The organism is Sphaerotilus sp., assembly GCF_013299175.1.
Taxonomy (GTDB): domain Bacteria; phylum Pseudomonadota; class Gammaproteobacteria; order Burkholderiales; family Burkholderiaceae_C; genus Sphaerotilus.
Map to the genome: position 1 here is coordinate 26,164 of NZ_JAAFKF010000005.1, position 23,343 is coordinate 49,506.

At 68.9% G+C, this 23,343-nt stretch carries 20 protein-coding genes, 2 pseudogenes and 1 riboswitch; of the genes and pseudogenes, 12 read left to right on the plus strand and 10 right to left on the minus strand.

All coding sequences use genetic code 11. The features are described 5' to 3' along the window. Positions 1–44: 44 nt before the first annotated feature. Positions 45–179: riboswitch (ZMP/ZTP riboswitch) on the minus strand. 7 nt (positions 180–186) lie between these two features. Continuing rightward, entirely contained in the window at positions 187–1,125 is a 939-nt protein-coding gene (locus QZW52_RS01810; RefSeq protein ID WP_293994516.1) for a lytic transglycosylase domain-containing protein, read from the minus strand. 257 nt (positions 1,126–1,382) lie between these two features. Here QZW52_RS01810 and QZW52_RS01815 point away from each other — a divergent pair, with 257 nt between their 5' ends. Then, a complete protein-coding gene (locus tag QZW52_RS01815) occupies positions 1,383–2,951 on the plus strand; it encodes a UbiD family decarboxylase (protein ID WP_293994519.1) in 1,569 nt (522 codons plus the stop codon). Here the strand turns inward: QZW52_RS01815 and QZW52_RS01820 are convergent. Together QZW52_RS01820 and pdxH are read right to left on the minus strand one after the other, a co-directional pair. Then, on the minus strand, positions 2,938–3,726 hold the full coding sequence (locus tag QZW52_RS01820; RefSeq protein WP_293994522.1) for a YdcF family protein: 789 nt from the start codon (positions 3,724–3,726) through the stop codon (positions 2,938–2,940). The genes QZW52_RS01815 and QZW52_RS01820 overlap by 14 nt on opposite strands. A 92-nt stretch (positions 3,727–3,818) precedes the next feature. Further along, positions 3,819–4,457: a pyridoxamine 5'-phosphate oxidase gene (pdxH, locus tag QZW52_RS01825; protein WP_293994524.1), complete on the minus strand. Its 639-nt coding sequence runs from the start codon at positions 4,455–4,457 to the stop codon at positions 3,819–3,821. 189 nt (positions 4,458–4,646) lie between these two features. Here pdxH and QZW52_RS01830 point away from each other — a divergent pair, with 189 nt between their 5' ends. Then, entirely contained in the window at positions 4,647–5,303 is a 657-nt protein-coding gene (locus QZW52_RS01830; protein ID WP_293994527.1) for a nucleotidyltransferase family protein, read from the plus strand. Here QZW52_RS01830 and QZW52_RS01835 read toward each other — a convergent pair. Beyond that, positions 5,244–5,900 carry a gamma-glutamylcyclotransferase gene (locus QZW52_RS01835; protein ID WP_293994530.1) on the minus strand — a complete coding sequence of 219 codons (657 nt, stop codon included), beginning with the start codon at positions 5,898–5,900 and terminating at the stop codon, positions 5,244–5,246. The two genes, QZW52_RS01830 and QZW52_RS01835, sit on opposite strands and share 60 nt — an antisense overlap. 121 nt (positions 5,901–6,021) lie before the next feature. Here QZW52_RS01835 and QZW52_RS01840 point away from each other — a divergent pair, with 121 nt between their 5' ends. The 4 genes from QZW52_RS01840 (at position 6,022) to QZW52_RS01855 (ending at position 10,274) form a co-directional block, all read left to right on the plus strand. Next, a complete protein-coding gene (locus QZW52_RS01840; RefSeq protein ID WP_293994533.1) occupies positions 6,022–6,546 on the plus strand; it encodes an OmpA family protein in 525 nt (174 codons plus the stop codon). A 201-nt stretch (positions 6,547–6,747) separates the two neighbouring features. Next, a complete protein-coding gene (edd, locus tag QZW52_RS01845; RefSeq protein WP_293994536.1) occupies positions 6,748–8,565 on the plus strand; it encodes a phosphogluconate dehydratase in 1,818 nt (605 codons plus the stop codon). A gap of 63 nt (positions 8,566–8,628) precedes the next feature. Then, the gene (locus QZW52_RS01850; protein ID WP_293994538.1) at positions 8,629–9,252 is read left to right on the plus strand and encodes a bifunctional 4-hydroxy-2-oxoglutarate aldolase/2-dehydro-3-deoxy-phosphogluconate aldolase; all 624 of its coding nucleotides are present in this window, start codon (positions 8,629–8,631) and stop codon (positions 9,250–9,252) included. Positions 9,253–9,332: 80 nt separating this feature from the next. Further along, the gene (locus tag QZW52_RS01855) at positions 9,333–10,274 is read left to right on the plus strand and encodes a cation diffusion facilitator family transporter (protein WP_293994541.1); all 942 of its coding nucleotides are present in this window, start codon (positions 9,333–9,335) and stop codon (positions 10,272–10,274) included. A gap of 111 nt (positions 10,275–10,385) precedes the next feature. On the opposite strand, the gene QZW52_RS01860 is transcribed toward QZW52_RS01855, so the two are convergent. Beyond that, on the minus strand, positions 10,386–10,976 hold the full coding sequence (locus QZW52_RS01860; protein ID WP_293994543.1) for a YiiX/YebB-like N1pC/P60 family cysteine hydrolase: 591 nt from the start codon (positions 10,974–10,976) through the stop codon (positions 10,386–10,388). A gap of 203 nt (positions 10,977–11,179) precedes the next feature. Between QZW52_RS01860 and QZW52_RS01865 the strand changes: the two genes are divergently transcribed. From QZW52_RS01865 to QZW52_RS01880, 4 genes are read left to right on the plus strand one after another with little or no spacing between them, the layout of a single operon-like run. Then, positions 11,180–11,440 (plus strand): PepSY domain-containing protein, encoded by a 261-nt coding sequence (locus QZW52_RS01865; protein WP_293994546.1) that lies wholly within the window; start codon positions 11,180–11,182, stop codon positions 11,438–11,440. A gap of 17 nt (positions 11,441–11,457) precedes the next feature. Beyond that, complete coding sequence (locus QZW52_RS01870; protein WP_293994549.1) at positions 11,458–12,009, plus strand: cytochrome b/b6 domain-containing protein; 552 nt, start codon at positions 11,458–11,460, stop codon at positions 12,007–12,009. Positions 12,010–12,037: 28 nt separating this feature from the next. Next, the gene (locus tag QZW52_RS01875) at positions 12,038–12,703 is read left to right on the plus strand and encodes a response regulator (protein WP_293994552.1); all 666 of its coding nucleotides are present in this window, start codon (positions 12,038–12,040) and stop codon (positions 12,701–12,703) included. Next, on the plus strand, positions 12,700–14,070 hold the full coding sequence (locus tag QZW52_RS01880; protein WP_293994556.1) for a sensor histidine kinase: 1,371 nt from the start codon (positions 12,700–12,702) through the stop codon (positions 14,068–14,070). Before QZW52_RS01875 ends, QZW52_RS01880 begins: the two co-directional genes overlap by 4 nt. Here QZW52_RS01880 and QZW52_RS01885 read toward each other — a convergent pair. The 4 genes from QZW52_RS01885 to QZW52_RS01900 all read right to left on the minus strand — a co-directional run bounded on the left by QZW52_RS01885 (position 14,012) and on the right by QZW52_RS01900 (position 19,149). After that, the gene (locus tag QZW52_RS01885) at positions 14,012–15,670 is read right to left on the minus strand and encodes a hypothetical protein (RefSeq protein WP_293994558.1); all 1,659 of its coding nucleotides are present in this window, start codon (positions 15,668–15,670) and stop codon (positions 14,012–14,014) included. The two genes, QZW52_RS01880 and QZW52_RS01885, sit on opposite strands and share 59 nt — an antisense overlap. A gap of 20 nt (positions 15,671–15,690) precedes the next feature. Continuing rightward, positions 15,691–16,317 carry an SCO family protein gene (locus QZW52_RS01890; protein ID WP_293994560.1) on the minus strand — a complete coding sequence of 209 codons (627 nt, stop codon included), beginning with the start codon at positions 16,315–16,317 and terminating at the stop codon, positions 15,691–15,693. Continuing rightward, a complete protein-coding gene (locus QZW52_RS01895; protein WP_293994563.1) occupies positions 16,317–18,164 on the minus strand; it encodes a multicopper oxidase family protein in 1,848 nt (615 codons plus the stop codon). Before QZW52_RS01895 ends, QZW52_RS01890 begins: the two co-directional genes overlap by 1 nt. A gap of 127 nt (positions 18,165–18,291) precedes the next feature. Beyond that, the gene (locus tag QZW52_RS01900) at positions 18,292–19,149 is read right to left on the minus strand and encodes a 23S rRNA (adenine(2030)-N(6))-methyltransferase RlmJ (RefSeq protein ID WP_293994566.1); all 858 of its coding nucleotides are present in this window, start codon (positions 19,147–19,149) and stop codon (positions 18,292–18,294) included. 86 nt (positions 19,150–19,235) lie between these two features. Here QZW52_RS01900 and QZW52_RS01905 point away from each other — a divergent pair, with 86 nt between their 5' ends. Next, positions 19,236–20,534 carry an acetyl-CoA hydrolase/transferase family protein gene (locus tag QZW52_RS01905; protein WP_293994568.1) on the plus strand — a complete coding sequence of 433 codons (1,299 nt, stop codon included), beginning with the start codon at positions 19,236–19,238 and terminating at the stop codon, positions 20,532–20,534. Between the two features lie 132 nt (positions 20,535–20,666). Beyond that, positions 20,667–22,864 (plus strand): annotated as a pseudogene (katG, locus tag QZW52_RS01910) (catalase/peroxidase HPI). 255 nt (positions 22,865–23,119) lie between these two features. Here the strand turns inward: katG and QZW52_RS01915 are convergent. Continuing rightward, positions 23,120–23,287: pseudogene (locus QZW52_RS01915) on the minus strand (FitA-like ribbon-helix-helix domain-containing protein); the annotation flags it as partial. Positions 23,288–23,343: the final 56 nt, after the last annotated feature.

Here is a 23,343-nt window from a genome sequence, read left to right on the forward strand (position 1 = left end):
TGATGTCCGGCCCCGCCGACCTTGCTTCGCTGGGGAGGCAAGGCGGGGGCTGCCCAGGCGCACGGCAAAGAATCCGCGGCAAGCACCCCGATCCGGGCACTGCCGCGACCACGCTCCCCGGTGGTTGACCCACCTTGGACCTCCGTGGAAGCCCGTGAACGCCAGTTGCGTGGTGCGAGAAGTTTATCAGTAGCTCAGCGCGGCCACGCGGTCAGGTCGGGTCTGCAGCACCGGGTTGGCGCCGTTGCTGGCCGAGGGGCGGCCGCCCTGCGAGGTCGGCGTGTTCAGATTGGGTGCAGGTGCGTCCGCCGGCGCGGACACCGGCGGCACCGGCAAGCGCGCGGTCACGGGCACCGAGCGGCCCTTGATGAGCTGCTGCAGGAACTCCTGCTCCGACAGCACCTTGAAGGCATAGCCGCCGTCGTTGGCCTGATTGGCTGCACCGACGTAATGGCGCAGACCGCCCTCGACCGAACCGGCCTTGGCGATGCAGTCCTTGAGCACCTGCACGCCCACGCGCAGATTGGTCAGTGGATCGAATGCGGCGTGGTTGCCTCCGAAGGCCACGTACTTGTCGTCGTGGACACGGGTGAGCACCTGCATCAACCCCTGCGCGCCGACCGCGCTCTGGGCGAACGGGTTGAACGAGGACTCGATGGCGACGATGGCCAGGATCAGCGTCGGCTCCAGCCCGACCCGCTTGCCCAGCGACCACGACTCCTGCACCAGCCGGCTGACCGGTTCAGGCGCCACCTTGTAGCGGCGCGCCAGCCACTGCGCGACGGCCGCTTGCTGGCGGTTGAGTTCGCTCGGGTCGATGGCGGTGGCCCGGTCCACGGCCGAAAAATCACCCTGGGCGAGCAGGGTCGGTTCGTCCATCTGGGTCGATGCGGCCGAGCGGGCTTCCTGCCGCTCGACCAGCCAGTCCAGCGCACGCTCTTCCAGCAAGCCGCGCACGTCGGCACGACCGCCGATGACAAAGGTGACACTCAGGACAGCCAGCCCGATGACGGCCAGACTGTTGTGGCTGGCGGCCATCAGGCCGTTGCCGAGATCCGCGATGAACACCCGCACCGATTGCACGGTGGCGGACTGGACTCGCTCCCAGGATCGGGATACATGCATGTACATCCTCTTTCGATCACTGCTGACGCCGTGTGGCCAAGGGCCGGCGCCCAGATAATCCCCGTTGCACAACACCGGACAGCCCTCGTTCGAGTGGTTCTTGTCGGTGGGTCAACCCCCATGCAACGGGATCGAAGGGGGCGACTGCGCGGTTCGCGGCAGGCCACAAGCCCCCTGTGTTCGAAAACGGACGAATTCTAGAAGTCGTCCAAATAACCAGTCAACAATAAGAAACACAGTAATGAGACTGTAAATTTATGAAATACCGTGACCTGAGAGACTTCCTGGCCTTGTTAGAGCAACGTAAGGCCCTGCTCAAAGTGAAAAAATCGGTTGCAACCGAATTGGAGATGACCTGGCTGTCCGATCGCACTTTGCGCGCCGGCGGCCCCGCACTCCTGTTCGACAACGCGACGATCCGTGGGAAGGCATCGGCCATTCCAGTTGTGACCAATCTTTTCGGAACGCCGGAGCGCGTTGCCCTCGGCATGGGCGCCGAGCAGGTGTCTTCGTTACGTGAAATTGGTGAACTATTGGCGCGCCTCAAGGAGCCGGACCCCCCCAGAGGGCTGCAGGATGCCGGTAACTTGTTACGAATGGCCAAGACGGTGTGGGACATGAAGCCGTCGCTGGTGCGGCGTCCGGCATGCCATGAATTGATCATTTCGGGTGATGAGATCGATTTGGGACAACTGCCCATCCAGCACTGCTGGCCGGGTGATGTGGCGCCGCTGATCACCTGGGGATTGGTAGTAACCCGCGGTCCACAGTCGGTTCCACGTCCCCGGAAACGGCAAAATCTCGGCATCTACCGGCAACAGGTGATCGGACCGCGCCAAACCATCATGCGGTGGCTGGCCCACCGTGGAGGTGCGTTGGATTTTCGTGAATTCGCACACGCAAATCCCGGAATGCCCTTTCCGATGGCAGTGGTATTGGGTGCCGATCCAGCCACGATTCTGGGGGCCGTGACCCCGGTACCGGACAGCCTCTCCGAATACCAGTTCGCCGGATTGCTGCGCGGCGGTCGCACGGAGTTGGCCGAGAGCGGCGTCGGCGAGGGGGATCTGAAGCTCCAGGTGCCCGCTTTTGCCGAGATCGTGCTCGAAGGCCACATCCCGCCCGCTGCGCCCGGCTTCGAGGGCGTGAGCCAACAAGGCATTCCGCTGAAGGAAAAGGGTGGTTACCTGCATGCCCTCGAAGGGCCGTATGGCGACCACACCGGCTACTACAACGAGCAGGACTGGTTCCCGGTGTTCGAGATCAGCCGCATGACCACGCGCAAGGATCCGATCTACCACTCGACCTACACCGGCAAGCCGCCCGACGAGCCGGCCATCCTGGGGGTGGCCCTGAACGAGGTGTTCGTGCCGATCCTGCGCAAGCAGTTCCCGGAGATCACCGACTTCTACCTGCCACCCGAGGGCTGCAGCTACCGGATGGCGATCGTCAGCATCAAGAAGAGCTACCCTGGCCACGCCAAGCGGCTGATGTTCGGCATCTGGAGCTTTTTGCGCCAGTTCATGTACACCAAGTTCATCGTGGTGGTGGACGACGACGTGGACATCCGCAGTTGGCAGGAGGTGATCTGGGCGATCACGACGCGCATGGACCCGGTGCGCGACACGACGCTGGTCGAGAACACGCCCATCGACTACCTCGACTTCGCCTCGCCCGTGTCGGGGCTGGGCGGCAAGATGGGGCTGGACGCGACCAACAAGTGGCCGGGCGAAACCAGCCGCGAGTGGGGCCGCACCATCGAGATGGACCGGGCGGTGACACAGCGCATGGACGCGCTGTGGTCGGAGCTGTTCAAGACCCCGTGAGCAGCCCGAGCACCTCGTGCAGGGCGTTGTAGACCAGCACGAAGCCGTGCGGCGAGGGCATCCAGTCCAGCAGCGGCTGGTCGTCGCGGGTCACGGCGGCGACCGGTGCCGGGATGACCACCATGCCCTTGCCCGCGGCGTCCCGGAAGGCACGCATCGCCCGCGGCATGTGCGAGGCGTGGGTGACGAGCACGATGCGCTTGATGCCGGCGCTGTCCAGGATCGGCACCATCAGGTCGGCGTTTTCACGGGTGTCGCGCGAGCGCGATTCGGTCCAGCGCAGGCTGGTGCCGTAGTCGTCCTGCACGGTCTGCGCGGCGGTCTCGGCTTCCGAGCGTTCGCCGATCTGCGCCCAGCCGACGCCGCCGGCGTAGCCGAGCGGCTGTCCGGTGCGCCGGGCCAGCCAGACGCCGTAGCGCAGCCGGACCATGGCCTGCTGGGTGAGGCTGGACGTGCCGTATTCGGCGGCCAGACGGTGGCGGCCGGCGCCGAGCACGACGATGGCGGTGGGTGGCTGGTTCGGGCTGCGCGCCAGGGCGCGGACTTGCACGGCGCTCAGGGCCGGTGGTGGCCGCAGCACGCTGTCTTGCAGCCAGTGGGCCGTGCCGACACAGCACATCAGCCAGAGTCCGGCCGTGGACAGCACGGTCAGCACCCCCCCCAGGCGTGGCTGGCGCCGCATCAGCCACACGCTGAGCAGGATCAGCAGCAGCAGACTGGCCGGCGGCTGCACCAGCACGGACAACAAGGGTTTCCAGGACGGATCGAGCAACACGGTGGACAGGGGCGGGCGCCGGGTGGGTCGGGACGGCGCATTCTGCCCGAGTCGGTACCAATTTCCGCAGATTCCTGCGGTTGTCCACAGGTTCAGGGCGCCAGACGCTCGCGCAACCAGCTTCCGTCGCCATCCTGCCGGTAGACCAGCCTGTCGTGCAGGCGCGACTTGCGGCCTTGCCAGAATTCCCAGCGTTGCGGCACGAGCCGGTAGCCACCCCAGTGCGGCGGGCGCGGCGGGTGCAAGCCGTGCTGGGCGGCGGCGCGGGCCGCGTTGGCGACGAGCACGGTGCGCGAGGTGATGGGCTGGCTTTGTGGCGAGGCCCAGGCGCCCAGGCGCGAATCCAGCGGGCGCGAGGCATAGTAGGCATCGGATTCTTCGGCGGATACCTTCTCGACGCAACCCTCGATGCGGACCACCCGCTCCAGCTCGACCCAATGGAACTGCAGCGCCGCCCACGGGTGCAGCGCCAGCTCCTGTCCCTTGCGGCTGTCGTAGTTGGTGTACCAGACGAGTCCGCGCGCGTCGCAGCCCTTGATCAGCACGATGCGCGTGGATGGTCGTCCGTCGGCCCCGACGGTGGCCACCGTCATCGCGTTCGGTTCGGGCACACCGGCCTGGAGGGCCTGTTGCAGCCACAGCTCGAATTGCTGCAGAGGGGCGTGGGCGGCGCCGGACTCGTCGAGTTCCCCGGCTTCGTAGCTTTTGCGCAGATTGGCGATGTGGTCCATGCAGGCGAGTATAGGAATGTCCCGCGCTGTACCAGCTTGTCGCGCCATTTGCCACGCCATTTGTCGTGGATAGCGCTTGTCCTTAAGTGAAGGCACCAGTTCACTTCGGGCTCGATGTGGGTTCCCATGTGGCATGGATGCCACCACCACCATCACCACCGCCGCCAACCTCGATGCCAGGACCACGCCATGAGTCCGTACCGGAGCTTGCCCACCGTGGTGGTGCTGGCCGCTGGGGGCGGCGCACGTTTTCAAGGCGACGGCCCCAAGCTCGGACAGGCACTTGGCCCCGCCAGCGTGCTGGCACACACGCTCGACGCGGTGGTGTCGTCGGGCTTGGCGCTGGTGGTGGTGACGGTGGCGGCGCTGGTCGATGTGGCGCGCAGCGTCGTGGCCTCCCGCGACATCATCCTGTTGCCGCCCGTCGGCTCGGCCAGCCGGGAGCCGCTGGGCGTGGGGTTCTCGATCGCGGCGGGGGTCGGGGCGCGTCCGCATGTGCCGGGCTGGCTGGTCCTGCCGGGTGACATGCCGCTGGTGCAGCCGCAGACGCTGCGGGCCGTGGCGCGCGGGCTGGAGAGTGCGCCGATCGCCTATGCCCAGCACCGCGGGCGCCAGGGGTTTCCGGTCGGGCTGTCGGTGGAGCTGTACTCGGAGCTGATCCTGCTCAGCGGCGAGGAGGGGCTGCGGCGGCTGCTGGTGCGCTATCCCTCGAACGCGGTCGAGGTGTCCGATCCCGGTGTGCTGCAGGACATCAACACCACCGCCGATCTGGAGCACCTGCGGGCCTCAAGCACCGTCCTCGCCTGGCAGCAGTCCGTGTCGGCGCGCCAGGCCAACGAGGCGTGACACTTCGGCATCGCGGATCGACAGGGCCTGCAGGCACTGCGCCGTGCGGTCCAGGTACTCCACCGTGCGGCCGTAGCGGCCCTCGGCATTGCGGAAGATCGCGAGGTGGGCGGCATCGTCGAGCCGGCCGGTGTGGCTGGGGTGGGCCGGGTCGAGCGTGAAGGCCAGCGCCTCGACCGGGCCGCCCGGCGTGTGGCAGCACAGCCAGCGCGGGGTGTAGACGCCGTTGGGCATCTCGCGTTCCCAGAGCGCATCGAGCTGCGCCAGAGCCTCGTCCGGTCGTGCCCGGTGGACTTGCCCGACACAGGAGCCGCCCGGCAGCAGCGCGAACACCAGCCCCGGACAGTCGGCCGAGCCACGGTTGACCCGCGAGCGCATGCGCAGTGCCCGGTGCTGGCCCCACAGCCGGGCGGGGCGGATCTCGGCGGGTTCGAACTGCGGGCGCCACAGCAGCGAGCCGTAGGCATAGAGCCAGAACTGTCCACCCTGCTCCAGCCGCTCGGCGAGTTGCTGGCGCGTGGTCTGCAACAAGGCCAGCGACAAGGCGGAGCAGCCTGACACGGCCGTGGGCGAAAGCGGGGGCGGTGGGCTGTGCATGGGACAGTGTCGCCGCAGTGGTGCCGGTGCGACAAGCCGGGTGTCTCTCGGGTTGCACCAAGCCTCGCTTTGGTGCGCCCCCTTAAACTTGCGCACCTTTTAACGACGAGGAGGATTCTCCATGAGTGACGACGACCGCGACGACAGCCGCAAAGTGGGTCTTTGGGTGGTGTTTACCAGCGTGGCCGTGCTGCTGCTGGGCGTGCTGGGCTTTGCCGTGGTGCGTACCGTGAAAGGCTCTGCCGCACCGACGGCACAGACTGCAACGGCCGCTGCCAGTGCCGCCGACACCGCCGACGTGCTGGTGGACTACACCACCACCACTGCGGCGCTGGCCACCGCGTACTTCGAGTCCGGCTCGGCCGCACTGCAAGCCGATGCGGATCCGGCGCTGGCCGAAACCGTCAAGGCCCTCGCTGCCGATCCGGCCAAGCGCGTGCTGCTGTCGGGCTACCACGACGCCTCGGGCGACCCGGCCATGAACGCCGAGCTGGCCAAGCAGCGCGCCAAGGCCGTGCGCGCCGCCCTGCTGGTGGCGGGCATTCCGCTGAACCAGGTGCTGCTGCGCAAGCCGGAGAGCACCACGGGTACCGGCACCGAGCGGGAAGCACGTCGCGTCGAGATCCGCCTGATCGACGCTCCGTAAGCTTCGGCGCACGCCGCGGAGTTACCGGCCGGTTACGGCCGTGTGACCCCACCCGGACAGCCCGGCACGGTGGACATCCTCCACCGTGCCGGGCTGTTGTCCGTTCTGGACCCTGTCGGTGTCTGGCGATTGAGTTGACGCTGTAACTTAGTTACGCTTTAATCGTGTGTCAAGTTTCAAGACTTCAGATCGACTCCGCCCATGAAATCCCAGATCGCCGACATCACCACCCGCATCCGTGAACGCAGCCGCCCGCAGCGCGAGGCTTACCTTCGCCGGATGCGGGCGGCGGCGGCGCAGCCCCGCGGGGCGGATCGCATGGGGTGTGCCAACGTGGCGCATGCCTTTGCGGCACTGCCGGGTTCGGACAAGTTCCGCGTGGTGGCCGAGAAGGCGCCCAACCTCGGCATCATCACCGCCTACAACGACCTGCTGTCGGCGCACCAGCCCTACGAGAGCTACCCCGCGCTGATCCGCGACGAAGCCCACCGCCACGGCGCGACGGCGCAGGTCGCGGGCGGCGTGCCGGCGATGTGCGACGGCGTGACGCAGGGCTTCGCCGGCATGGAGCTGAGCCTGTTCTCGCGCGACACCATCGCCATGGCCACGGCGGTCGGCCTCGCGCACGACGTGTTCGACGCGGCGCTGCTGCTGGGCGTGTGCGACAAGATCGTGCCGGGGCTGCTGATCGGGGCGCTGCAGTTCGGGCACCTGCCGTGCGTGTTCGTGCCGGCCGGGCCGATGAGCACGGGCTTGTCCAACAGCGACAAGTCCAAGGTCCGCGAACAGTTCGCCCAAGGGCTGGTCGGCCGCGACAAGCTGCTCGAAGCCGAGTCCGCCGCCTACCACGGCGCCGGCACCTGCACCTTCTACGGCACTGCCAACTCCAACCAGATGCTGCTGGAGGCGATGGGGCTGCACGTCCCCGGCACCGCGTTCATCCATCCCCACGCCGGCCTGCGCGAGGCGCTCACCCGCGAAGCCGTGCGCACCGTGCTGTCGATCCGCAAGGGCCAGCGGTTCACGCCGATCGGCGAGCTGGTGGACGAACGCTGCATCGTCAACGCGATGGTGGCGCTGCTGGCCACGGGCGGCTCGACCAACCACCTGATCCACTGGGTCGCCGTCGCCCGCTCGGCGGGCATCGTGATCGACTGGACCGATTTTTCCGAGCTGTCGGCCTGCACGCCGCTGCTGTCGCGGGTCTACCCGAACGGCAAGGCGGACGTGAACCAGTTCCAGGCGGCGGGCGGGCCGGGCTTCGTGCTGCGCGAGCTGCTCGACAGCGGCTGTCTGCATGGTGACGTGCTGACGGTGGCCGCAGGGGGTATGGCGGCGTATGGCCGTGTCCCGGCGCAAGGAGCCGATGGCGCGCTGGTGTGGCACGACCTGCCCGCGACACCGATCGACGACAGCATCGTGCGCACGGCCGCCGCTCCCTTCGGGGCATCGGGTGGTCTGAAGCTGCTGGCCGGCAATCTCGGCCGCGGCGTGATGAAGGTCAGCGCCGTGCCCGAGGACCGCCACGTCATCGAAGCCCCCGCCATCGTGTTCGACAGCCAGGAAGCATTGCATGTCGCCTTCCGGGCGGGCGAGCTGGAGCGGGATTTCGTCGCCGTCGTGCGCTTCCAGGGACCGAAAGCCAACGGCATGCCCGAACTCCACAAGCTCACGCCGCCGCTGGCCGTGCAGCAGGACAAGGGCTTCCGCGTCGCGCTGGTCACGGACGGGCGGATGAGCGGCGCGTCGGGCAAGGTGCCGGCCGCCATCCACGTCAGCCCGGAAGTGCTGGCCGGCGGGCCGCTGGGCAAGGTGCGCACGGGGGATCTGGTGCGCGTCGATGCCGTGACCGGCGTGCTGGAGGCGCTGGTGCCGGCCGAGGAATGGGCGGCGCGGGCCACCGAAGCACGCCCCGATGCCTTGACCGACGACGCCGGACACGGCATGGGCCGCGAGCTGTTCGGCGGGATGCGCCGCAACGTGCTGACCGCCGAAGAAGGCGCCGTGACCTGGCTGTGAACGGCCTGTGCCTTGTGGCTTGTACCCCGTGATTTGACTGACCTTGCAACCCTGAGCCTGTCCATGAACACCCTCGAACTCGCCGCCTGCGGCCCCGTGATCCCCGTCATCGTCATCGACCGCGTGGAGGACGCCGTGCCGCTCGCCCGTGCGCTGGTCGCGGGCGGCGTGCGCGTGCTGGAGGTGACGCTGCGCACCCCGGCTGCGCTCGACTGCATCCGCGCCATGGTCGCCGCCGTGCCCGAAGCCATCGTCGGCGCCGGCACCGTGCGTTCGATCGCCGATGCGCAGGCGGCCAAGGACGCCGGCTGCCAGTTCGCCGTCAGCCCTGGCTACACGTCCGAGATCGGCCGTGCCTGCCTGGACATCGGCCTGCCGCTGCTGCCCGGTGTCTCCACCGCCAGCGAAGTCATGATGGCCAACGCCGATGGCTACCGCTTCCTGAAGCTGTTCCCGGCCACGGCGGTGGGCGGCATCAATTTGCTCAAGGCGTTCGCCAGCCCCTTCCACGACGTGGTGTTCTGTCCGACGGGCGGCATCACGCTGGAGACGGCGCCGCAGTTCCTCGCGCTGCCCAACGTCAAGGTCTGCGGCGGCTCGTGGCTGACGCCGGCCGACGCGGTCAAGTCCGGTGACTGGGCGCGCATCACCCGGCTGGCGGCCGAGGCGCAGGCGCTGCGCGGCTGAAGTTCTTGAGGCGGTGTTCATCTTGCGTCGTTACGATCGCAGGTTGATCGAGCTTCTGAGCGCCAAGCCGCCACCCCACCATGCAATTCACTGACAACACCGACGACCCCGAAGACACCGAATACTCCGCAGCGGAGCGGGCGGCGGCGGCGGCCCGCAGCACCTGGGTCAGCGTGGTCGTCAACCTGGTGCTGACCGTGCTGCAGATCGCGGCGGGCATCCTGTCGAAATCCCAGGGACTCATCGCCGACGGCATCCACTCGCTGTCCGATCTGGTCGCCGATTTCGTCGTGCTCGTGGCCAACCGCCAGAGCCAGCGCGACGCCGACGAGAGCCACCCCTACGGCCACCAGCGGGTCGAGAACGCGGCCTCGCTGGTGCTGGGCACGCTGCTGCTGGCGGTGGGGCTGGGCATGGTCTGGTCGGCGTTCCAGAAGCTGCAGTCGCCGGAAACGGTGGCGCCGGTCGAGGTCATCGCGCTGTGGGTGGCGGGCGCGGCGCTGGTCGCCAAGGAATCGCTGTTCCGCTACATGCTGGCGGTGGCCAAGCGGGTCAAGTCGAGCCTGCTGGTGGCCAATGCGTGGCACGCGCGCTCGGACGCCGCCTCGTCACTGGTGGTCGGCATCGGCATCACCGGCAACCTGCTGGGCTACCCCATCTTCGACCCGATCGCCGCGCTGATCGTCGGTTTCATGGTGGCGCGCATGGGCTGGTCCTTCGCCTGGGAGGCGATGCACGACCTGATGGACCGTGCCGTCGATGAGGAGGAACTCGCCGCCATCCGCCGCACGCTGGTCGAGACACCGGGGGTGAGCGGGGTCCACGACATCCGCACCCGCAAGATGGGCGACATGATCGTGGTGGACGCCCACATCGAGGTGGACGCGACGCTGACGGTCGAGCAAGGCCACGACATCGCCGTCGAGGCACGCCACCGCGTCCTGCAGCTCCACCGCGTGCTCAACCTGATGACGCACGTCGATCCGTGGCACCGCCCGGACCTCGACCACGCCCGAGACTGACCTGCGGCACGGCGCGGTGCTTCTGGTCAGATCCGCAGCGTGGGCGTGGGAAAGCCAAGCTCCGGGTAGCGGTTGCGCACCGAGGCGCTCGCCCAGACCCGCTGCAGGTGGTCATTGAGGAAATCGTCCGGCGGGATGGCCGATGGCCAGCGCGGTGAACTCCTCGCGCGGGCTGGCCTCGCCCGACGCCAGCCGCTCGCGCAGGCTGTGTTCTTCCGGCGAAAGCAGGGTGGGGTCGATGGGCGAGGGCGCCGCATCCGGCCGCAGCGCGATCTGCCGAGGCAGGCGCAGCACCACGAGCTGGTCGCAGCGGCTGAAGGTCAGGATGTCCTCGATGAACACGCCCTCGGCCATGGCGTGGACCACCATCTGCGCGCCGGTGTGGAACAGCGCGGACCGGGCCTCGTCGCGGGCGCTGCGGCTGCGCTGGCGGGTGCCGACCAGGGCACGGTCGTCTTCGTGGACCGCGCCGCAGTACAGGCCCGCGTGCGAGAACTTGCCGGGGATGAACTTGCCGTCGAGGTAGTTCGCATACGCGCGCAGCAGGATGTCGCCGGGCTGGAGCACATCGATCAGTGCCCGCACATCGTCGCCCTTGACCTGGTAGGAGCCGGGGTCGTAGACGAGGAAGAAGGGGAAGCGGAAGACCTTGATGTCGCCGAACACGGTCAGGAACCATTCGGACAGTTGTTGCAGCGCCATGGCGGTGGTTCCCCTTTGGTGTGTGCCGGTGTGTACCAGTGTGTGCAATGTTGCCGGTCGCGAATGGTACCGGTGGGTGCGGCCTCTTTTTCATGCCGGCTTCACGCTCGCTTCATGTCGGCTGGGTTCAATGCCTGTGTCGGTACCCCATTGGGTACCGGCAGATTCTCTTGATCCCACCACGCAACGCCCTCAGGAACCCCATGCACAAGATCCTCGCACTCGTCGCTTCCCTGCTGACCGCCACGGCCACGCTGGCCGCTGACCCGACCTGCACCTCGCCCAAGGACAAGTGGATGAGCCAGGCCGACTTCAAGGCCAAGGTGGCCGCCGAAGGCTTCAAGGTCAAGACCTTCAAAGTGACCAAGGGCAACTGCTACGAGATCTACGGCACCGACAAGGCCGGCAAGAAGGTCGAGATCCACTACGATCCGGCCACCGCCACCCCGGTCGCGTTCCAGTGAACCGCTGCTGCTGACCCATGTCTCTGCCCCCACCGACGCTGTCCAGCGACCCGACCGCTGTCCGGGTCTGGGATCCCTTCGTGCGGATCTTCCATTGGAGTCTGGTCGCCTGCGTCCTGACGAACTACTTCGCCATCGACGACGGCAAGGACATCCACCAGTGGGTGGGCTACACCGCCAGCGCCCTGGTGACGCTGCGGATCGTGTGGGGGTTCATCGGCACGCGCCACGCCCGGTTTGCCGACTTCTTTCCCACCCCAAGCCGCCTGCGGGCGCACTTTGCCGCCCTGCGCGAAGGCCGCCGCGAGCACCATGTCGGCCACAACCCGCTAGGCGCACTGATGATGCTGGCGCTGATGGCCGTGGTGCTCGGTCTCGGGCTGACGGGGTTCTTGCAGACCACCGACACCTTCTGGGGTGAGGAGTGGCTGCAGTCCTTGCACGCGTGGCTGGGTTCGGCGCTCATCGCGCTGGCGGGTCTGCACGCGGTGGCAGCCATCGCCATGGGCCGCATCGAGCGCACCAACCTTGTGGCCGCCATGGTCACGGGCGTCAAGCGCCGCACCTGAACCGCACCGCATCCACCAGACCACTGCCGTGCGCTTGCTGCTGCTGGAAGACGACCCGATGCTGGGTGAAGGCTTGCGCGATTACCTGCGCGCCGAGGGCCATGTGGTGGACTGGTGCGTCTGTCTGGGCGAGGCGGCGGTGCAGGTGCGCGAGCCCTACGACGCCTGGCTGATCGACTGGCAACTGCCCGATGGCAGTGGTCTCGACTGGCTGCGCCGCCTGCGCCAGCGCGGCCTGACCACCCCCGCCCTGATGCTGACGGCCCGCGATCTGCTCAGCGACCGCGTGCAGGGGCTGGACGCCGGGGCCGACGACTACCTGGTCAAGCCCTTCGAGCCGGAAGAGCTGGCGGCGCGGCTGCGCGCCGTGTGCCGCCGCACGGCCGGCACGGGCGGCGAGCGCATCGACTTCGGTGCGGTCCAGGTCGATCTCACCGCCAAGGCGGTCTGGGTGGGGCCCATCCGCGTCGAGCTGACGGCGCGCGAGTGGGCGCTGCTGGAGGCGCTGGTGCTGCGCGCCGGGCGCCTCGTCTCGCGCAACGATCTGGACGCGCTGGTGATCGGGCAGGACGCCGAGGTCAGCAGCAATGTGCTGGAGGTCCACATCTCCAACCTGCGCCGCAAGCTGGGCCGCAACTTCATCGAAACCGTGCGCGGCCTGGGCTACCGGGTCGCGGTCGCGTCACCCGCATGAAGTGGGGCACGCAGACACCCGTCTCGATCCGGCGGCGGATGCTGGCGGCGCTGCTCTGGACCTCGGTGGTCTGGGGGCTGGTGGCGCCGCTGATGGTGGTGCTGACCATCCGCCACGAGATCAACGAGCTGCTGGACGACACCCTGCGCGCCTCGGCCGAGGCGTTGTCGGGTGTGGTGCAGGTGCCGCTGCTCCCCCCTTCGGCCACGCCGGCACCGCCCGGCGGCCTCACGATCAGTCCTGCGGCGGGTTACGTGCGCGGGCGCTTCGCCTGGCAACTGGTGGACCCCGCCGGCGCGGTGTTGCTGCATTCGCCGCTGGCACCCCCCGAACCTTTTCTGCAGGTGTCCCGCACCGGGCTGTCGAACGCCGACTCCGGCTGGCGCGTGCTGGGGGTGGCGGTGGGCGGGCAGGGGCAGATCCTCTACGTCGCGCAGTCGCTGGAGGAACGGTCGGAGGCGCTGCGCGACGCGGCGATCAGCACGATGCTGGCCTCGCTCACGGTGTGGGCGGTCTGTGGGGTCGGGCTGCTGCGCCGGATGCGGGCCGAACTCGCGCACATCGACCGACTCGTGGCCGATGTGCAGCACCACGACCCGATGGACCCCACCCAGTCCTTGCCGCCCGTCACGCGCGAAGAGCTGCGTCCCATCCGCGACGCCATCGACGACCTTGGTGCCCGGCTGGCGGTGCGCGTGCGCAACGAGCGGGCCTTCACCGCCCATGCCGCCCATGCCCTGCGCACGCCGCTGGCGGGCATGGACGCCCAGCTCGCGGTGGCGCTGCGTGAATGCGCCCCCGAACAGCAGCCCCGCCTGCAGCGCGTGCGCGACGCTGCGGGCCGGTTCGCGCGGGTGGTCAGTGCGCTGCTGACGCTGTTCCGCAGTGGGTCGGCGCTGCACCGCCAGCCGGTCGATGTGGCCGCGATGGTGGCGCGGATGCCGATCGCGGGGCTGGAGGTGCGCCTGTCCGACCCGGGGAGTGCCCCCTGGCCGCACGCCGACCCCGACCTGCTGGCCGCTGCACTCGCCAACCTGTTCGACAACGCGCTGCGCCACGGCGCCCGCAGCGTGGTCGTGGCGGTGGCGGCCGACCACCTGCAGGTGTGCGACGACGGACCCGGTCTCGACGACGCCCGGCGCCACGCCCTCCAGTCGGCGCTCGACCGCGAGGACTACGCCGCCTTCACCGGGCTGGGGTTGATCCTGTCGGACCTGATCGCGCGCGTGCATGGAGGCCGTGTGTACCTGGGCTGCAGTCCGCAAGGCGGATTGTGCGTGGCGTTGACGCTGGCGGTGCCCGAGGCGGTCAGTCCGGCACGAACCATGTCCCGATCGGCTGCAGCCGCGCCCCCGGCGGCGCGCTGAACCGCATCAGCCAGGTGCCCTGCGAACCCAGCCGCCGGCCGGGGCCGAGCGTGAAGCGGGGGTAGGCGGTGGTGGTGGCCGCTTCCTCCGCGCTTTCGAGCAGCTCGACCAGATAGGCGCGGCTGACCCGCTGCCCCATGCGCCGCAGGGCGTGGGCCGCCACTTCGCAGGCCGAGTAGGTGTGGCCCTGCAGCCGCAGCAAGGCCGCACTGCGCGCCAGTGGCAGAGGTTGCTGCGGCTGCCCAGGTTGACCAGGTGGCTGCAGGCTGTCCAGCCCCTTGCTGACGTTGGCTGCGATGCGCGGCAGGTGGCGCTCCGCCGGGTCGTAGGGCCAGGTGATCTGGGCCAGCGCACGCCAGCCGGGCGCCAGTGCCTGCGCCTCCAGCTCGATCAGCTCGCCCGACACCAGCACCTGCGCCAGTCCGGGCGGTGGCGGGTGGCGGGTGCTCCAGCGTTGCAGTGCCGCCGCGGGCAGCCACAGCGCCAAGGCATCGCGTGGCCCCAACCCGGCCAGCCAAGCCGGGTGCGTGTCGGGTGGGTGCAGCACGATCTCGGTCTCTGCCGCTGCGCCGCCGCGCAGCCGCTCGGTGAGCCGCCGTGTGCCGATGCGGGCGGACTCGCTCTGCGGATCGGCGACGAGGTGGAGGCTGCGCCAGCCGCCGCGGGGCGCTTGCTCGGCCAGGCGGTCGGCCATGGTGGCCGCGTCCAGGCTGGCGCCGCGGGAAAAATGGAAGGTCCAGTGCGACGGCTGCAGGTCATCGACCGCGGCGGTGTTGGGCAGCACGCACGGCATCGCTTCGCGCTCGCAGTGCTGCTGCACGGCTTGCCACGCACCGCGGCCGTGCGCGCCCGTCGTGCCCGAGACGATGGCGAAAACCGGTTGGGCGCGCTGCAGGGCGGCGAGTTCGTCGGGCCAGTGCTGGGGCTGGCTGCTGAGGGTCCAGCGGTGCAGCACCCATGTCGGGGCGGCCTCGGCGTCGCTGGTGGGCCGGGGACTGCGCTGCGCCAGACACTGCGCGAGCAGCTCCGGGCCGGCCTGTTGGACAGCGGGGGTGGCCGCGCCGGTCTCGATGGTCGCCAGGTGCAAGGTGTTGCCCTGCAGCCCCGGAGCGGTGCCGATTTGCAGCGACGTGGTGTAGGCCGCCAGCGCGCGCACTTCGTCCGACTGCAGCCGGTAGCGCGGCATCAGGGTGTCCAGGGTGCGTCCATCGGGAGCGAGTCCCTCGTTCAGGGCGCGCTGTAGCGTGTCCAGCGTGTAGGCGGGGCGCGATTCGCTGGTCGGCGTCTGGCGTGTCAACCGGGCGAAGACCCGCGCCACACGCGGCCTCGCCTGCTGGCCAGGGGCGAAGAGCACGCCACCGGCGATCGGGGGCACGGCGGTGCTGCCCTCGGCGCCTCCCATGCCGCTGGCGCGGTGGCACTGGATGCAGGCCGCTTCGCGGCCTTCCAGCACCACGCCGCTGCGCTCGGCCCGCACGGGGCGGCGGTCGGCGCGCAAGCCGGCGCGGTAGAGCCGTGCGCCCAGGGCGAGGCTGGCGGGGTCTTGTGCCGCGGCCCGGGGTGGCCACGCCAGCGCCGTGCCCACCAGCAGCAGGGCCATGCAGGACGTTGCCCGGCGCCTCATGGCGGCGGTGCGAACGCCGTGCGGATCAGCTCGTCGGGTGTGGCGTACCCGTCCAGCCGAACCCACTGCCGACTGGCCCTGGGCCGCACGAAGGTCACGGGGGTGTGTCCCATCTTGTCAGGCCGGTAGACGTTGAAGGCGCGCTGCACGGCGTCCACGGACTCGGCGCTGCCGGTGTGGAACCGCCACTGGCTGCCCGCGCCGAACCGCGCCGCGTACTGGCGCAGCCGCGCAGGGGTGTCGTGCTCCGGGTCGATGGACACGGAGACCATCTGCACCTGCCCGCGCCGCGGGCCGAGCCGCTCCTGCACGGCGGCGAAGGTCTGTGACAGTGGCGGACAGACGGTGGTGCAACTGGTGAAGATGAAGTTGAGCAGCACGGGGCGCTGCGCATCGAGGCTGCTGGCCAGGTCGGATTCGCCACCGTCGTGCGCGCGCAGCCGCACCGCCGGCAGCCGCACCGCCAGCAGGCTGCGCACGGCGGCCGTGGGCACCGACACCGGGGTCTGGCACACGTCGTCCATGCCGGGCGCCGGGCTGGGGCGCGCGCTGGCCGCCAGTGCCGGCCCGAGCGCAAGCCACAACACGGCGGCGGCCGTGGTGGTGGTGGCGGCCCGGTCCATCAGGCGACGACGAAGCGCCGCATCATCTCGTGGTCTTCGTGCGAGAGGATGTGGCAGTGCCAGACGAACTCGCCCGGTCGGTCGAAGCGCACCAGAATGCGCGTGATTTCGCCGGGATACGCGACCACGGTGTCCTTGCGTCCGGCCTCGTGGGGATCGGCGGGACGGGCCGGGCCGAGCGTGGTCACGCGGGTCAGCCAGCCGCCGAGGGTGCTGCCCCCCGCGCCCATGGGTTTCGGCACCACCACACCGTCGAAGGGCTGCCGGTTGAGCACGCGGAAAGTGGTCTGGTGCAGGTGGATGGGGTGGGCGTCCACGGTGGTGTTGTGCAGCTCCCAGACCTCGGTGCTGCCGAGCGGGATGTTCTCCGTGACCGGGTCCGAGTAGAAGAAGGTGCCGTGGGCGGGGCTGGTGGGGTTGCCTGCGGCGGGGTTGATGGTGCCCAGCAGGGTCTGCAGCCGGTTGTAGGCATCGACGCCTTCGAGCAGCAGCAGCTTGCGCACCCGCGCGCCGGTGGTGTTCAGCGCCGGCAGCGGGCCATGCACGGGCCGCAAGGTGCTGGGCAGGACGGTGTCCGGGCGCTGCGCATTGAGCGCGAGTGCCACGGGGAAGGCCATGATCTGCCCCGCCGACGCGGGATCGACCGGAAAGCCGAAGGGGAAAGGGGTCGGCGCCGCATTGGTCAGCGTGACCCGCTGCCCGGCCAGCCCCTTGAAGCTCACCACCACGTCGGCCCGTTCGCCCGGCGCGAGCAAGAGGTGCGTCAGTGCGACCGGGGCGTTCATCAAGCCCAGCTCGGTGCCCACCTGGTGGAAAGGCAGGGTGTTGCCGTCGCCACGCCGGAACTGCAGGTCATAGAAGCGCGAGTCCGAACTGTTGAGCAGCCGCAGCCGGTAAGCGCGTGGCTCGACCGCCTGTTGCGGCCAGGGCACGCCGTTGACGAGGATGAAGTCGCCGAAGAACTCGGGCAGGTGCGTGGTGCGCGGTGCGCTCGGGTTGAAGGGGTCGGTCGAAGGGTAGAAGAGCTTGCCGCCGCTGTCGAACATCCGGTCCTGGATGGCCAGCGGCAACTCGTAGGGGCTGGCGGGCAACTGGTTGCGCTGCACCAGCGCGTCTTCATTGGCGTCGCGGATGAAGTAGTGCCCGGCCAGCCCCATGAACACGTTCAGCCGCGTGACGCCGAGCGCGTGGTCGTGGTACCAGAGGTGGGCGGCCTCTTGCTGGTGCTGGTAGGTGTAGGCGGTGCTCCAGAGGCGTCCGCCGAAGTCGGGCTGGCTGTCCAGGTTGCGGTCGGCGGTGGCCCAGGCGTCGGGCAGACCGTCGTGCTGGCTGGGCTGATCGCCGCCGTGGCGGTGGGCCACCAGCGGCACGGGCGCCAGGCCGCCGAGGTTGCCGGGGTTGGCCCACATCAGCGTGGTGTCCAGTGGCAGGCGGTACGCCGCCGGGCGCAGGCCCGTCCCCAGCTCGTTGACGTAGGTGACGCTGATCTGGCTGCCGCTGCGCACCGAGAACGAGCGACCGGGCGAGGTGGGCGGCTGGTTCTGGGTGGCGTAGCCCCAGAGCAGGGTGATGAGTTTTTGCCCCGTGGGCGACACCAGCCCGATCTGGCCGGCGAACTCGCGCACCCGCAGCACGTAGGCGCTGCCACCGGGTGTGGTGGCCTCGAAGGCGTTGAGCGGTGCGCTCGGGTTGGGCAGCGGCTGGACGAACTTGGGGTGTGTGCTGCCCTGCAGCCGCTGCACCCCCGGAAACAGCGCCGCGGCGCGTGGCTGATCGGGCTGCAGTGCTGCTGTCCCGCTGAGTCCGACCCATGCCCACTGCTTCAGGGCGGTGCGTCTGCTGATCATGCTGGTCCCTCGTTGATCCTCGAAGAGGCGAGCAACCAGTGTGAATTTCGTGAACTATTGGGTCAATTGGTGAAGTTTGATGTCGCCATGGATGCGACGATTTCTTTAATTCCGGGTTCAGGAAAAACTATTTCGAACGCTTTTCAAGAATGAAATTGGCTCCGGCGTACTGCCCCAGGGTCTCGGTGAGCACCGGCATCACCTCCTGCAGCACCGTGTGCAGCACGAACGGCGGGTTGATCACCAGCATCCCGCTGCCCAGCATCCCGAAGCCGCTCTGGTCCGGCTCGGCCACCGACAGGCGGACATGGACCCAGCCGCGCTTGGCCTGCGCGTCGGCGGCGGCCTTGAGGCGGTCGGTCATTTCCTTGGGTTCGAGCCGCTGCAGTTGCGGGTACCACACCAGGATCACGGCCTCGGGGAAGCGCGTCAGCGCATCGCGCACGGCGGCGACCACCTTGGCGTAGTCGGTCTTGATCTCGTAGCTCGGGTCGATCAGCACCACGCCGCGGCGCGAGGGCGGCGGCATCTCGGCCTTCAGCCCTGCAAAGCCGTCCGAGTTCATCACCGCCGTCTCGCGCCGGCCTTCCAGCGCGGTCTGCAGCAGCGGGAAGTCGGTGGAATGCAGCTCGTACAGGCGCATCCGGTCGTCGGCGCGCAGCAGCATCTGCGCCAGCGCGGGCGAGCCGGGGTAGCGCGTCAGGCGGTCGGGCTGCGGGTTGAAGCGGCGCACCAGCGCGAGGTAGTCGTTCAGCGCGGCGGGGAGGTTCTTCTGGCCGAACAGGCGGCCCACGCCGTCGTCGTACTCGGCGTGCTTGCGGGCGTGGTTGCTGTCGAGGCCGTAGCCGCCCGCGCCGGCGTGCGTATCGACCAAGGTGTAAGGTTTGTCCTTTTCCGCCATGTAGCGCAACACCTGCGTGAAGACGAGGTGCTTGAGGACATCGGCGTGGTTGCCGGCATGGAAGGCGTGTCGGTAGGCGAGCATGGTGGGATTGTCGCCGCTGGCGGGCGGGGCTTCCTAGAATGCGTGATCCCTTTCACTGTTCGTCCCTTCACCGCCCCGGAGTGTCCATGCCCGTTGCCCAGTCCCTCTACCGCCAGAAACTCGTCAGCGCCGCCGAGGCCGCCACCCGCGTGCGCGACGGCGACACGGTGCTCGTGGCCTCCGCGGTGGGCGAGCCGCCGACGCTGCTGCAGGCCCTCGCTGCCCGCCGCACGGCGTTGAATGGCGTGACGCTGAGCCAGTTGCTGCCGCTGTCGCCGCAGGGCTACATGGCCGCCGACAGCGCGCCGCACCTCCGCCACCGCTCGCTGTTCCTGAGCGCGGCGGTGCGGGCCGGGTTCAAGGCGGGCTGGGCGGACCTGGTGCCGTGTCACTTCTCGGAGATTCCGCGGCTGGTGCGGCGGGGGGAACAACGCTGTGAGGTGGTCATGTCGATGGCCTCGCCGATGGACGAACACGGTTACTTCTCCGTCAGCCTCAGTCCCGATTTCACGATGGCGGCGATCGAGCGCGCCCGCGACGTGGTGCTGGAGGTCAACCCGAACGTGCCCTTCGCCTTCGGGAACTGCCATGTCCACGTCTCGCAGGTCAGCGCGCTGATCGAGTCGGAGGCACCGCTGCGGGAGGTCGGTCTGCCGGCGGTCAACGACATCCAGCGCACGATCGGGCTGCATGTGGCGGAGCTGGTGAAGGATGGCGACACGCTGCAGCTCGGCTACGGCAGCATCCCGGATGCGGTGGTGATGCAGCTCGGCGGCAAGAAGGACCTGGGCATCCACACCGAGATGATCGGCGACGGGCTGATCTCGCTGCTGGCGTCGGGGGCGGTGACGTGCTGGCGCAAGAATTTCATGCCGGGCAAGATCGTCGCGACGTTCGGCATGGGCACGCGCCGGCTCTACGACGCGATGCACCGCAACCCGATGCTGGAGATGCACCCGGTCGATTTCACCAACGACCCCGCCATCGCCGGGCAGAACGACAACTTGGTGGCGATCAACGCGACGCTGCAGGTGGACCTGTTCGGCCAGTGCGGCTCGGAAAGCCTGGGGCCGAACCCCTACTCGGGCACTGGCGGGCAGACCGACTTCATCCGCGCGGCGAACCGCTCGAATGGCGGGCGCGGGATCATCGTGCTGCCGTCCACCGCGAAGGGCGACACCATCTCGCGCATCGCGCCGACGCTGACGCCGGGGACGCTGGTGTCCACCAGCAAGAACGACGTGAACTACGTGGTGACGGAGTACGGCGTGGCGCAACTGCGGGGCAAGAGCCTGCGGGAGCGGGCGCGGGAGTTGATCGCGGTGGCGCATCCAGCCTTCCGCGAGGAACTGACCCACGCGGCGCGGGCGATGGCGCTGGCCTGAGCCACGCGCCAACCGAAACCGCTATCAGGGGAATTGCCAAAGCCAAATGGATAGAGAACGGCCTGAAACCTACAGTGGCCTGCAGCGACCTCACCCGTCATTTGTCACCCACCACCCTCGAAGGAGAGATGCATGACCACTGACTCCCAGTGCCCGTTCCATGTCCAAAAGCCCGCGACCGCTTCCACGCCGTCGAACACGAACACCAACTGGTGGCCCCACCAGCTCAAGCTCAACCTGCTGCACCAGCATTCCCGGAAATCTGATCCGATGGGCGCGGCCTTCAACTACGCCGAGGGCTTCAAACGCCTGGATCTGGACGCTGTCGTGCAGGACCTCCACGCCCTGATGACCGACTCGCAGGCGTGGTGGCCTGCCGATTTCGGCCACTACGGCCCGCTGTTCGTCCGCATGGCCTGGCACAGCGCCGGCACCTACCGCACGCAGGATGGCCGGGGTGGCGCTGGCACGGGCAACCAGCGGTTTGCGCCGCTCAACAGTTGGCCGGACAACGTCAACCTCGACAAGGCACGCCGGCTGCTCTGGCCGATCAAGCAGAAGTACGGCCGCCAACTCTCGTGGGCCGACCTGATGATCCTGGCTGGCAACGTGGCGCTGGAGTCGATGGGGTTCAAGACCTTCGGTTTTGCCGGCGGGCGCGAGGACATCTGGGAACCGGAAGAGGACATCTACTGGGGCGCCGAGAAAACGTGGCTAGCCGACCAGCGCCACACCGGCGACCGTGACCTGGAGAACCCGCTCGCCGCCGTGCAGATGGGCCTGATCTACGTGAACCCGGAAGGCCCGAACGGGAACCCTGATCCGCTGGCCGCCGCCCGCGACATCCGCGAGACCTTCGCCCGCATGGCGATGGACGACGAGGAAACGGTGGCGCTCATCGCTGGCGGTCACACTTTCGGCAAGACCCACGGCGCAGGCGACACGCAACACGTCGGTCCCGAGCCGGAAGCCGCCGGCATCGAGGCGCAGGGCTTCGGCTGGGCCAGCACCTTCGGCAGCGGCAAGGGGGGCGACACGGTCAGCAGTGGTCTCGAAGTCACCTGGACCACGACGCGCCCACCCGCTGGAGCAACAACTTCTTCGAGAACCTGTTCGGCTTCGAGTGGGCGCTGACGAAGAGTCCCGCTGGCGCACACCAGTGGACGCCGCAGCAGGGCGCGGGCGCCGGCACCGTGCCGGACGCGCACGACCCTGCCAAGCGCCACGCCCCGGCCATGCTGACCACGGACCTGTCGCTGCGCGTCGATCCGGCCTATGCGGCCATCTCGCGGCGCTTTCTGGCGCATCCGGAGCAGTTCGCGGACGCCTTTGCCCGTGCGTGGTTCAAGCTGACGCACCGCGACATGGGGCCGGTGTCACGCTACCTCGGCCCGCTGGTGCCGAAGGACGTGCTGCTGTGGCAAGACCCGGTGCCCGCCGTGGACCACGCGCTGATCGACGCGCAGGACATTGCCCACCTGAAGGCGCAGGTGCTGGCCAGCGGGCTGTCCACCGCGCAACTCGTCACGACGGCCTGGGCCTCGGCGGCCACCTTCCGTGGCAGCGACAAGCGTGGTGGTGCCAACGGGGCACGCATTCGCCTGGCGCCACAGAAGGACTGGGCGGTCAACCAACCGGCTGAGCTGGCGCAGGTTCTGCAAGTACTGGCGTCTGTCCAGGGGGCCTTCAATGGCGCGCAGACCGGCGGCAAGCAGGTTTCGCTGGCCGACCTGATCGTGCTGGGCGGCTGTGCGGCGGTCGAGGCGGCGGCGAAGCAGGCCGGCCACGACGCGGCCGTGCCCTTCGCGCCGGGCCGCACCGACGCCACGCAGGCGCAGACCGACGTGGCCGCGTTCGCCGTGCTGGAGCCGGTGGCCGACGGGTTCCGCAACCACGCGCAACCGGGGCTGGAAGGCTCGGTGGCCGAGCGGCTGGTGGACAAGGCCCAGTTGCTGACCTTGACGGTGCCCGAGATGGCGGTGCTGATCGGCGGTCTGCGTGTACTGGAGGCCAACGCCGGCCACACCCCGCACGGCGTGTTCACCCAGCGCTCCGGGATGCTGACCAACGACTTCTTCGTTCACCTGCTCGACATGGGCACGGCGTGGCAGCCTTCGGCCACGACCGGCGGCGTGCTGGAAGGGCGCGACCGGGCCACGGGGGCGCTGAAGTGGACCGGTACTGTGGTGGACCTGGTCTTTGGCTCGAACGCCCAGCTTCGGGCGGTCGTGGAGGTCTATGCCAGCCACGACGCGCAAGCGGTGTTCGTGCGCGACTTCGTGGCGGCCTGGGACAAGGTGATGAACCTGGACCGCTTCGATCTGGCGTGAGCCAGTGACCCTGCGCGGGCGAACACGGCCGCCAGGGTTTCACCACGGATCGGTGGTCACCACAGTCACCGATCGTCCCAAGGATTGATGACGGTCAGCCCCGCCGCTGGCCACCACCAACCCATTGGCCATGGCGACCGCGGCAATGCAGGCGTCCGCGGTTGCGATGCTGCGCCCGGCACACAGCGGCAGCACCTGCTTCTCCAGATGCTCATGCAGTTGAGTGCGGCACTTACCCGCCGGCATCAGCGCCACGCCGATCTCAGCCAGCAGCGAACCCAGCTTGACCCGGCCCTGCGGTTTCACGGCGGCTTCCAGGATGTCGCGCATCTCGGCCTCGATGCTGCGGCCGTGCTGCGCGGCCCGCACGCGGATGGCGCGATGCCCCTCGTCGGGCACATTCCGGATGGTCACGGAAGTCATCTTGCAGCTCCTGGGATTGATGGCGATGCCTGCATGATGCGATTTTCAAGCAGCTT